The organism is Methanoculleus sp. UBA430 (assembly GCF_002506585.1).
Taxonomy (GTDB): Archaea; Halobacteriota; Methanomicrobia; order Methanomicrobiales; family Methanoculleaceae; genus Methanoculleus.
In genome coordinates this window covers 501,245-512,789 of sequence record NZ_DAXW01000009.1, presented here as the reverse complement: position 1 = coordinate 512,789, position 11,545 = coordinate 501,245, and the positions used below count along the sequence as shown (strand labels likewise).

The following is an 11,545-nucleotide window of genomic DNA, read 5'->3' as shown; positions in this document are numbered from 1 at the left end:
GGCGAGCGCCCTCCAGGCGCCCGAAGGGAGCCTGGGATGATTTCATGACACGAACGGCGAATCTGTTCCTGGTAATCCTGATACTGGCGGTCGCGCTGCTGCCGGTATCGGTGACGGCGGAGGCGGGGACCACCGAGCTGCGTATCGTGAGGTACGCGAGCGACAACCGGACCGTCCTCGACGAGACGACCGTCGACTATCTCTGGATGCAGGAGAATCTCCCCGTCTACGGCGACGGGCGGACTCACTACTACCACCAGGGGCCGGTGCTCGAGGAGCACTGGAACAATGCCCATCCTGACGGGGAGTATGACCCCTGGGATTCGGCCGAGGACGTGCTGGGAAGCATCCTTCAGAAAGGGGATCTCGGAGCCGTGATGGGGACTGCGGTCACCGACCTCTGCGGCCTTATCGGGGGAGCGAAGCCCGGGGACATGATTGCGGTTAAGTGCCGGGACGGGTGGAGGAAGACCTTCCCCTACGAGTACTACTACCATCCCGACCCGCGACAGGGCCCTATGGTGATCACCTGGTTCAACGGGGACGAGGCGCCCGGCGACAGGCAGGGGGTCGGGTACCCGGATACCTGTTATACGTCGGGTATGCGCATGATCTTCTTTGCCGACAACTCCACGAACTCCTGGGGCTGGCACGTCTTCGGGAACACCGACATGAAGGAGTGCTGGGCCGAGGAGTACTGGAACTACGGGGCGCAGTACCCGTCGGCGGTCGGGGCTTCGGGGAAGTGGGTCAGCGAGATAGGCATCTACACGAACCAGCCGCCTCCGGCTCCCGTCGCCGGCTTTGAGGCGAACGCGACGGCCGACCGGATACCGCTCGCCGTCAAGTTCAACGATACCTCCACCGCCCACCCGGGCGTCTGGGCCTGGGACTTCGGCGACGGAGTTACCTCGACCGAGAAAAATCCGGAGCACGTCTACACAAAGCCCGGCACCTACACGGTCAGGCTTGCGGTCAAAAATATCGCCGGGTCCGCGAGCGAGACGAAGACCGGTTACATCACCGTCCGAGAAGCGGTGATCCCGGCCGCTGATTTTACCGTAAACGCGACGTCCGGTGAGGCGCCGTTTGCCGCCGGGTTTACCGACGCCTCCTCGGGAAAGCCGACGGCGTGGGTGTGGGAGTTCGGCGACGGGACGGTCTCGACCGAACCGGACCCGGTCCACATCTACGAGGTTCCGGGGACCTACACGGTGAAACTCGCGGTGGAGAACTCGAAGGGGTCGACGACCGCCACCCGCGACGTCACCGCGGAGGTGCCGGTGCCCGCGCCGCCGATCGTGTCGTTTGCGGTCGATGCGATGTCCGGTGAGGCGCCGTTTGCGGTTGCGTTCACCGATACGTCGCTGAAGTCGCCGACGGCGTGGGCCTGGGATTTCGGGGATGGCAACACGTCGAACGAGCAGAACCCGGCCCACGTCTATGCGTCGCCCGGGGTCTATACGGTCGCGCTCACGGCAACGAACGATCTCGGCACCGGCAACGTGACAAAACCCCAGTTCATCGCGGCAACCGAGAACGGGAAGGCGATCATCTTCCGCGGGAATGTGCCCCTCGAAAGGGGGATGTTCTCGGTCACGGCGCCGTCCGGGAAGACCTACACCCCGGATAAGTGCACCCTGATGGGTGTGCTGGACGCCGCGGCGAAGATGCGGGGGTTCACCTACGTGATCGGGGACAAGAAGTACCTGGAGAGCAAGCTTCTCTTCCTCGACGGGGTGAACGAGTTCCTGCTCGAGAAATCGGCCGGGAAGACCTGGGTCTGCTTTCATAACGGCGAGCTGCTCGACGACTACGGCAGGCCTTCGACCGACGCCTTCAACCGGCGGCCGGTCGCGGACGGAGACAGGGTGCTCTTCTGCTACGGGGACTTCTTCACCTTTAGCTCGGGGAGGATGGAGGTCAAAGGAGGGGGTGTGAATCCGGACGATGCGTGGGCGGTTGTCGATATCACGATCGGCACCGCGGGTTCCGCGGCTGCTGCGGCCCCGGCCGGGAACGCGAGCGCCTCTGCCGCGGTGCAGCAGTCGCCCCCGGCTGTCTGGCTCCCGTTCCTTGCGATCGGGCTCCTGCTGGTGCTGAGAAGGATCTGATCTTCTCTTTTTATCCGGAGAGCGTAACCTTGAAGAGTGAACCGGGGCCGGGCGCACTCTCTTCACTATCAATCCCGGCTTGTTTGAGGATGCCAATCTGTCTTCCTGTGCGGTTCTTCCCGCTGCACATCAAGAACGAGTTCTATTGCTTCTTTGGTGTTGGCAAGCGCTTCACCCTGGCCGGTCGCTCCCGGGATCTCAATGCACCGAACGGTGAACCCCCCCTCTTCTTGTGGTTCGAGCACTGCCGCATATTTCATGATTGTATCGTCGATCGCGCAGATTATACACGTTTTTTTGGTGGTTGTTTGAGCAGTTCGACGAGCAGCGATCGGGATGAACAGTGTTCCACCGGCTGTGCCTGCGGCGTATCATTTCATCGGGGCGTTAATGCAGTCGAAACCGGAAACAATATCTAAACAATCATAATTTCAACCAAATATATTTAACTTAATGGAATTGTTTTCAGAAAATATTATACCCCGCCGCACCCCATAGCAAAACACCGGTTGCTATGAAGCTGATTACCGTTGCAGGCCCTCCGTCTTCGGGAAAAACCTCTGTAATTCTCAAAACCATTGCAGCCCTCGGGCTACCCGAAGGGAGCGTGGGGGTCGTGAAGTTCGACTCGCTCACCTCCTTCGATCACCAGCGCTATGACGAACAGCAGATACCCAATCAGACCGCTTTTGCCGGAAAGATCTGTCCGGATCACTTTTTCGTCAGCAATGTCGAAGGGGCGGTAGAATGGGGTATGAAGAAAGGGCTGTCGGTTCTTATTACGGAGAGTGCAGGCCTCTGCAACCGGTGTTCGCCGTACGTGAACGCCATCCTGTCGGTATGTGTCATCGACAATCTCTCCGGCGTCAACACGCCGAGAAAGATCGGCCCGATGCTGAAGTATGCCGATATCGTCGTCGTCACCAAGGGAGATATCGTCTCCCAGGCAGAACGCGAGGTCTTTGCCTTCAATATCCGTGAGGTCAATGCATCGGCGACCGTTCTCTTCGTCAACGGGATCACCGGCCAGGGAGCGTTTCTGCTTGCCCGCTACTGGCAGGATGCCCTTGATATCCGGACGCTTCGCGACCGCAAACTCAGGTTCACCATGCCTGCCGCCATCTGTTCGTACTGCACCGGCGAGACCCTTATCGGAGAGATGTACCAGATGGGGATGGTCAAAAGAATGGAGTTTGACGACGTATGAGCGCCCTTGACTATGTTGCCGAGGTCTCCGCCGTTCCAATCGGTGATATCCTCCGCCGCTACCCCCTTGCGGCCGATTACCTCGCCAACATACGGCTGAGCGGAGTCGATGAAACCAAGACGCTTCCTGAGATCCTGGAGGATGTCGATGAGGATATGCTTGAAGAGTTCGGGCTCGATCGCGAGGAGGTCATATTCCACTTCTGTGCATTTATTGAGGCATTTTCCCGGGTTAAGAGACCCGATGAGGCAATCTCCTCCATCACGATTCTCGGCGGACGGAATAAGACGGGAAGACCCGAGATGGTCGAGCTGACGATAACACCCGGCGAGGTCGTGAGCATCGTCGGTCCTACCGGCTCGGGGAAGAGCAGGCTGCTTGAGGACATCGAGTGCCTCGCCCAGCGCGATACGCCGACCGCACGGCAGATCCTCATCAACGGTTCGGTTCCCGATGCCGACAAGAGATTTGTCGCCGGAGGAAAACTGGTAGCCCAGCTCTCGCAGAACATGAACTTCGTCATGGACCTGACCGTGCAGGAATTTCTGGAGATGCACGCAAAAAGCCGGATGATCGCCGGGTCCGCCGCGGTCGTGGAGAAGTGTTTTGCGGTTGCCAACTCCCTCGCCGGTGAGAAGTTCACGCTCGATACGAAGGTCACCCAGCTCTCCGGCGGGCAGTCGCGGTCGCTGATGATTGCCGATACCGCTCTTCTGGGTTCATCCCCGATCATCCTCATCGACGAGCTGGAGAATGCAGGAATCGACCGGCGGGAAGCGGTCAAGCTCCTCGTCGGCAACGAGAAGATCGTCCTCATGTCGACGCACGACCCGCTCCTCGCCCTCCGTGCCGACAAGCGGATCGTCATCAGAAACGGCGGGATTACAAAAGTGATCGAAACGACCGCAGAAGAAGAAGAGACGCTTCATAAGATCGAGGCGATCGATTCCGTCCTCCTCGATATCCGCAATCAGCTCCGGGGAGGAGGAATTGTTGCAAAAGAGAGTATTCCGGAATTCCAGGAGATATGACGTATGTGGGAGTTATACGACGCATTGATCGAGCAGATCCCGGACGATATCGTCGTCGACGACATCGTCGTCGGGGGGGAGATGACGTATGTCGGGGCAAACGGCAACATCGGTCTTGCAGCATACCGGGGTTATGTCCAGCGTGCCCCGATGATGACCGAGAACAGGATTGGAAAGTCGTTAAAAGAGGTGGCCGGGTGCGTGAAGTCCTGGAACCTGCTGGAGGCATCCATCGGCCACTCGGCGATCGACGCGTGGTACAATCACCCGGATGTTGCGAGGTGTGCAGGGATAGAGATTCCGGAAAAGAAGCGGGTTGAGGAGCGGCTGAAAGACCCGTTCATCAAGTCCCAGAACCTTGTGAAGGGGAAGAAGGTCTGTGTCGTCGGCCATTTTCCGTTCCTCGAGAAACTGATTGCCCCGGTCTGTGACCTGAGTATCATTGAATGGGACCCGGAAGACGGGGATTATCCGTACTCCGCCTGCGAATATCTGCTGCCGGAATGCGATTATGCGTTCCTGACCTGTGCCGCCATCGGCGACAAGAGCATGCCGCGGCTTCTCGAACTCTCGGAGAATGCAGAAGGGGTGACGATCGTCGGTCCGGGAACTCCTCTTTCTTCGGTCTTCTTCGATTACGGCGTGACCGATCTATCCGGTTTCGTCGTGACCGATGTTGCGCTTGCCAGACGGATCGTCGCAGGGGCGGAGAGCCAGAGGATCTTCGGAGCGGGAATGAAGGTGCAGTATCTTCGCCCTGAGGTTTAAGGGAGACTGCGGCGTATCGTTCATGAACGTGCCGTTCTTTCACAATCGCCACGCGAACGGTTTTTGTTGAGATCCCGCTCGCCTCTTTTTGAGAAGACTTGAGCTCCTCTGGGGTTGCAACCCTCCGTGTCCGGCAACCGGCAAGCGCGTATCGAAGGTTGCGGCCCCTATTCAGGACGACTTCCAAAAGGACGTTGCGTTTATGCTGCCGCGGCGCTGAATCAGCATCCGACGATTCCAATCCTGGAACCGCTTGCCCAAACTGTCCTGCTCCAGACTCCGGCCGGCAGGGCTACAGATGAAAGACTGAGAGGAGGAAGTTAACGTAGTACCGTACCTGGAGGTTAGGCCTGCAGAAGCCCGTCACGAGGTCGACCGGAAACTTCCTCCCCGGATGGGCAAGCCGGAGGGTTCGAAAATGAAGAGCGGTTGCCGGAGACCGGTTCTCCCCCGTCTCGACCGCTCAGGACTGTTCACGCGGTATTTCCGCGAATCTCCATACCTTAAGTCTGCGTGTATGAGGTGTCCCGCCGATGCGCGGGTGGTCGTCGAGGCGGCGATCGGCGCCGCCCCCGGCTGTCTGGCTCCCTTTCTTCGCGGTCGGGATCTTCCTGGCGCTGAGAAGGGCCTGTTCTCCTTTTCTATCCGGGACACGGCACCTGTCCGCTCCCGTGCCGCATGCCCGGCGGTCGACTCCCGGCCGGCGGGCGAAACACCGGTCCGGAGCGTCGGTGTTCGTTGATTCCGCTGGACTCTCTCGCGGCAACGCCGCTCTCGCGGGGCGCCCGCGCGCGCCGGGACCTCCGGTGCCCGGCTCCGCCGCTCTTGCGGGCGGCAACGGCTTTTTTCCCTATTTTTGCCGTGGATTCGACCCGCCCGTCGATGTCCCGCGGGGTCTTCCGCCCCCCCGGCGGTGCGGGGCTGTTTTCGGTCTTGAGCGGATCGCGGGATCGCCGGGGAGTTGCGCAACCGCGAAGGCGAAAACGGTGAACCGGAGAGTACGTGTACCATCACGGATCCGGCGCCCCGGTATCTCGTTCCGGGTGCTGTGCAGAACCCTTATCACATCTCACGTGGCATAAACGAAAAATATTTAACAAAAGGCTTAAGTTCAGGTAATGTGATTGATCTCTTGTCAAGCCGGCCTGCTGGTCAGCTGTAAGGATCGGCTTGCGGGAGTAACCATGAAACGAGATGTCTTCCCAAAAGTGAGGGCGATCCCGGCAGCCTGCTGCCTGATCATCGCCTTAGTGTTCCTCGCGGCGCCGGCAACGGCGACGACCACACAGGTGAGCGTAACGAAGTATTGCGACAACAACTACTCGACTGCCGAGGATGCGGAGACCCTGACCCTCGCGCAGCTCCAGGGATTGTCGGCAATCTACAGCAACGGCCTGCTGTATATGCAGGGCGGGATCTTTGATAACACAACCGACGTGTGGACGTATACCAGCGGCAGTATGGCCTGCTTTGGCGAGCAGAACGGCACCTACGTCCGCAACATTACCGACCGGGTCGGCGGGATGAGCGTGGGCGACGAAATCAAGGTTGCGGCATCCGACGGCTATGGGATGTACTTTAATTACACCAACGTCTACGCGCCGAACAGCAGCCAGGGCGAGATGATCCTTTCCTGGCAGAACGAGACGCATACCGTCCCCGATTACGCGGACGGGATAAGGCTCTTCTTTTACACGCCGAGCGACCTGAACTTTACCAATGCGGACATGCGCGATTCGATGGCATCGTGGTATTGGGTCATTGTTAAGGACAAGTATAATCCGAGTGATCTTTATCCCTCGGCAAAGGGCCTCTCGGTGAAGTCCATCAGCGACCTTAAGATCTACCCGCCGCACCGGTATGACTTCAACACCACCGGCGACACGACCAGATACGCCTACGCGGGCGGTGTGACCGGCCTGCCGAGCAGTGCCACCGATCCGAGCACGCCGTTCACCAGCACATCGGCAATCGCTGACGATGACGGCACATCATACTCGACCAATAGTGGGGCTGGTTACTACGCCGCCCATCGCTTCGTCTTCAATGTCTCTGAGAATATAGACAATATAGAGAAGCTTGCTGTAACATGGGCTGGCGCCGGCACTGGTAGTACTAATGGAGTTGATCTCTACATCTGGAATGGCAGCGGATATAGTTCGTTGGACGAAACTACTCTCGGTGTAAAAGATACACTCACAGGAGCCATTACCTCTGGCATAAGCAATTATGTCGTCGATGGTAATGTAACGGTGCTCGTGAAGCAGAAGAGTGTAACGGATGGAGATGATTCAACTCTTGCAACCGACTATGTGAAACTCGTGGTGACGCATCACAACACGAATTCCAAGTATACTCTCTAGTCAACCAACTCTAACCATTTTTCCAATTATAGGTGATATAATGAAAGCATACCTACCTCTTGCCATTGTACTTGGTTTGCTCTGTATTGTGTTCCCAGTATCGGCGACGATCCCGGCGACCCTCTACGTCAGCAACGATGCCAACATAACAGATTATACAACTATTCAGTCGGCAGTCGACGCCGCTTCGTCCGGCGATACAATCTACGTCCTGCCCGGGACATATTCGCGGTTTGAGGTTGGGAAACCACACCTGACCATTCAGGCCCTTCCAGGTGACGAATTGGTTATCCTGGATTGTAATGGGGGCGAAGGTCCCAGGGTGCCGTCTGACAGCAGTCAAGATGCCACAGGGACGATCCTTGACGGGTTCACCTTCGTCAACCCGGGTAGTGTTATTAAGTTAGGAAATTATGGTCCTGCATCGGATTCGATTATCCGGAACTGTATGATAATTGGAATGACGGATCGGATGTCGCCGAAAGGTTCCAATATCACATTTGAGAACAATACGATTATAGATGCGATAGGAAATGAATTTGGAGCCCCTGCTTTTATCCTTCGACTGAGGGATGCGACAGACTGCAACATTATCAATAACACGTTCATCAACGTCACATCTACAGAGGGGATCATCACCCTCAGAGACACAACGACCACCAATAATACCATCGCCGGAAACACCTTCGACAGTACCTGCAACGGAAACGCCTTCTACTTCCGTGACGCTGGTGAGAACAACCGGATCCACCAAAACAACAACGTCTCCGGTGTCGCTCTCCACGCTGGCACCACCGCCCCGGTTAACATCTCCTGGAACACCACCGCCCCCGTCACCTACACCTACGACGGCGTCGAGCACACTGACTTCGTCGGCAACTTCTGGTCGAGCTACGCCGCGTCCGACGCCGACGGCGACGGCATCCTCGACACACCCCACGTCCTCCCGTCCGGTCTCGGCACCGACCACGCACCCTTAGCGGGAGCGTGGGAGGACGGGGTCATCGCCAGTCCGGCTCCCGAACCGAAGACCTGGTACGTCGGTGAGGGCGGGGACTACGCCGCCATCCAGGCGGCGGTCGACGCCGCCGCTGCGGGCGACACCATCGTCGTGAAGGACGGCGCCTACACCGAGAACGTGCTCGTCGACAGGGCCCTGACCCTCATGACCGAGAACGGCCCGGCGAGCGTCACCGTCACCGCCGCCGTGCCCGCGAAGCCGGTCTTCGACCTCAGGGCAGACGGCATCGCCGTCAGGGGCTTTACGACCCGCGGCCCGACCAACGAACACGTCGCCTCGATCGAGAGCGTCGGCTACGACGACTGCCTGATCATCGGCAACGACTGCGGCGGCGGGTGCTACAACGGCATCCACCTCGGCGGCAACGCCACTAACTGCACGATCACCGAGAACTCCTGCCACGGCAACACCAAGCGCGGCATCAGCCTCAGGGACGACGCCTGCGGCAACTTTGTCTACAACAACACCTGCACCGGCAACGCCGACCAGATCTGCGCGAAAGACAACGTCCACGACAACTACATCTGGGCCAACACCTTCGTCGGCAGCGTCCAGTGCCTCGGCGAAGACATCTGTCACTCGCCTGAGGAGGTCGCCTACACCTACAACGGTGTCGGGTACACCGGCTACGTCGGCAACTACTACAGCGGCTACACCGGCATCGACGCCGACGGCAACGGCATCGGCGACACCCCCGTGTTCATAGGCCACGACAAGTACACGAACACCGACCGCTACGACAACTACCCCATCATGGGTCCGTGGACGGGCCCGTGGCGGAACGGAACCATCGTCTTCGTCGAGCCCGCTCCGGCGACTCCATCCGACGTGACGATCACCTCCCCGGCCCCGGGCAGCACCCATGAGATCGGCCTTCCGGTTCAGTTCGCGGCAACCGCCGTCGGCGCCAACCTCACCTACACCTGGGAGACCGGCGACGGCGGCAACGCCACCGGTCAGGACGTCACCTACACCTACGGCAGGGCCGGCACCTACACCGTCAACCTGACGGTGAGCAACGAGCACGGGAGCTCCTCGGCAGAGATCGGTATTGTCATCACGAAACCGGAGCCGATCGTCTTCAACACCTCCGTCACGGTCTACGCCGACGAGCCGATCGTCGTCGACGGCGTCAGTTACGGCGGCAACACGTTCTTCAACATCCTCGCCGCCGCCGGGTACACCTACACCTACGCCGACAACGACGCGGGCTACGGCGACAGAAAGCCGCTCCTGACCCTCACCATCGACGGCGTCACCTACCCGACCCGGAACTTCGGCGACGACTACAAGTGGAAGTTCTACGAGACCCTCGGGACCGGTGATGACAAGAAGTTCAAGAAAGCCTTGAACGGCTACATCACCGGATCCGGCGCCTACTACATCTGGTACGGCGACCTGAGCCAGTTCGGCTGGTGGGACCTCCCGTCGGTCGAGAACTCGACCTACGTCGTCGAACTCAACGTCACCCTCCTGCCGACCCGGCCCAGCGGGGATGGCACCCCGTCCGGCGTGACGATCATCTCCCCGTTATCGAACAGCAGTTATGCCGTCGGCGCCCCGGTGCACCTTGCGGCAACCGCGACCGGCGACAACCTCACCTACACCTGGGACCTCGGCAACGGCGATACCGTCACCGGGAAGACCACCGACTACACCTACACGACGGCCGGCAACTACACCATCACCCTGACCGTGGCAAACGATGTCGGCTCGGCCGAAGCATCGACCGGGATCACCATCGTCGACTCGGACCTTCCCTACATCGTCCTGTACCAGGGCACGGTCGATATCGTTGACGGCAGCACGATCATGGCCGCCATCTCCCCGCGCTCCGGGGGCTACACGCCCGGTGAGGATTACATCGAGATCCCGGCAACCAGCGTCGGCGGCATGCTGAACGCGAGCGGCTTCATCTTCGACCTCTGGAAGAGTTCGAAGCCGATCCCGACCTACTCGCTGACGGACATCACCACCCCCGAGGGGGTCTGCTACCCGAACGTCCAGAACGCGACGGCGGACCTTGCCTGGCGGTCCTTCGACGGCATGACCTCTGCCGCAACGAAGTACGACCCGAACGTCGTCCTCGCAAACGGCACCACCATCTACACGGTCTACGGCGACTACAACGTCGTCAACTCCGACCCGAGCGGCGCCCGGTACGTGATCGTCACCACGCTCAACATCGTTGACTCCGAACCCGCGGACGCACCGGTCGCCGGCTTTGATGCGAGCACCACGTCCGGCGACGCCCCGCTCGCGGTGCAGTTCACCGATCGGTCGACCAACACCCCGACCTCCTGGTCCTGGACCTTCGGCGACGGTGCGTCCTCCGCCGAACAGGACCCGGAGCACGTCTACACCGCTCCCGGCACCTACACCGTGGCCCTCACGGTCGCGAACGCCGCCGGGAACGACAGCGTGGCGAAGACCATCGCCGTGACCGAGGCCGCCGAAGGGGAGACGGACACCATCGTCCTCCAGCGGGGCTGGAACTTCGTCTCGACCCCGAAGCGCCTCGCCGACGGTGCGAACACCTATGCGATCTTCAATGACGTCGACACCGCCGCCCACACGATCCTGCTCTACGACGGGCTCGAGTACGACTGGAAAATGATGGGTCCGGCCGACACCTTCCGGCCGCTCGACGCGGTCTGGATCTACGCGAACGGAACCTACGAGATCCCGCTCGCCTTCGCCTCCGGCGCCCCCGACCTCCCGCCCACGAAGGACCTCGGCAAGGGCTGGAACGCGATCGGGTTCTCCGGCACCGAACCCCTGTCCGCGGCAACCTCCCTGCTGTCGCTCGGCGACCGCTGGGCCACCCTGATCGGCTACGACGCGGTCGACCAGCGGTACGAGGCCGGGATCATCCGGACCTCGGCAAGTGAGACACGGCGGATGCAGCCCACGCAGGGCTACTGGATCTACATGACCCGGCCGGACACCCTCGCCGCCATCAGCGGATAGAGCGTTGAGATTGGGTACGTGCACGGTCCTCTCCGGCCGGGGGAGGCACCCCCTCCCCCCCTGCACGTCCG

The 11,545-nt window shown here is 60.1% G+C and carries 7 protein-coding genes; 6 read left to right on the top strand and 1 reads right to left on the bottom strand.

The annotated features are described in order from the left end of the window. The first annotated feature begins 44 nt into the window (after positions 1 to 44). On the top strand, positions 45 to 2,114 hold the full coding sequence (locus tag BRA49_RS08590; protein WP_292385192.1) for a PKD domain-containing protein: 2,070 nt from the start codon (positions 45 to 47) through the stop codon (positions 2,112 to 2,114). Positions 2,115 to 2,182: 68 nt separating this feature from the next. On the opposite strand, the gene BRA49_RS08585 is transcribed toward BRA49_RS08590, so the two are convergent. Beyond that, a complete protein-coding gene (locus BRA49_RS08585) occupies positions 2,183 to 2,374 on the bottom strand; it encodes a type II toxin-antitoxin system HicB family antitoxin (RefSeq protein WP_292385190.1) in 192 nt (63 codons plus the stop codon). Between the two features lie 254 nt (positions 2,375 to 2,628). Here BRA49_RS08585 and BRA49_RS08580 point away from each other — a divergent pair, with 254 nt between their 5' ends. The 5 genes from BRA49_RS08580 to BRA49_RS08560 all read left to right on the top strand — a co-directional run bounded on the left by BRA49_RS08580 (position 2,629) and on the right by BRA49_RS08560 (position 11,474). Beyond that, positions 2,629 to 3,321, top strand: a complete 693-nt coding sequence (locus tag BRA49_RS08580; RefSeq protein ID WP_292385189.1) for a GTP-binding protein — start codon at positions 2,629 to 2,631, stop codon at positions 3,319 to 3,321. Further along, entirely contained in the window at positions 3,318 to 4,352 is a 1,035-nt protein-coding gene (locus BRA49_RS08575; RefSeq protein WP_292385187.1) for an ATP-binding cassette domain-containing protein, read from the top strand. The genes BRA49_RS08580 and BRA49_RS08575 overlap by 4 nt, the downstream gene beginning before the upstream one ends. 3 nt (positions 4,353 to 4,355) lie before the next feature. Next, positions 4,356 to 5,120, top strand: a complete 765-nt coding sequence (locus BRA49_RS08570; RefSeq protein WP_292385185.1) for a DUF364 domain-containing protein — start codon at positions 4,356 to 4,358, stop codon at positions 5,118 to 5,120. A gap of 1,184 nt (positions 5,121 to 6,304) precedes the next feature. Next, complete coding sequence (locus BRA49_RS08565; protein ID WP_292385183.1) at positions 6,305 to 7,483, top strand: hypothetical protein; 1,179 nt, start codon at positions 6,305 to 6,307, stop codon at positions 7,481 to 7,483. Between the two features lie 460 nt (positions 7,484 to 7,943). Then, complete coding sequence (locus BRA49_RS08560) at positions 7,944 to 11,474, top strand: PKD domain-containing protein (RefSeq protein WP_349680904.1); 3,531 nt, start codon at positions 7,944 to 7,946, stop codon at positions 11,472 to 11,474. Positions 11,475 to 11,545 lie beyond the last annotated feature (71 nt).

Excerpts from the sequence above, each read along its gene's own strand:
- BRA49_RS08565 (WP_292385183.1), top strand. The coding sequence starts at position 6,305 with ATGAAACGAGATGTCTTCCCAAAAGTGAGGGCGATCCCGGCAGCCTGC.
- BRA49_RS08560 (WP_349680904.1), top strand. The coding sequence starts at position 7,944 with ATGACGGATCGGATGTCGCCGAAAGGTTCCAATATCACATTTGAGAAC.
- BRA49_RS08575 (WP_292385187.1), top strand. The coding sequence starts at position 3,318 with ATGAGCGCCCTTGACTATGTTGCCGAGGTCTCCGCCGTTCCAATCGGT.
- BRA49_RS08580 (WP_292385189.1), top strand. The coding sequence starts at position 2,629 with ATGAAGCTGATTACCGTTGCAGGCCCTCCGTCTTCGGGAAAAACCTCT.
- BRA49_RS08570 (WP_292385185.1), top strand. The coding sequence starts at position 4,356 with ATGTGGGAGTTATACGACGCATTGATCGAGCAGATCCCGGACGATATC.
- BRA49_RS08590 (WP_292385192.1), top strand. The coding sequence starts at position 45 with ATGACACGAACGGCGAATCTGTTCCTGGTAATCCTGATACTGGCGGTC.
- BRA49_RS08585 (WP_292385190.1), bottom strand. The coding sequence starts at position 2,374 with ATGAAATATGCGGCAGTGCTCGAACCACAAGAAGAGGGGGGGTTCACC.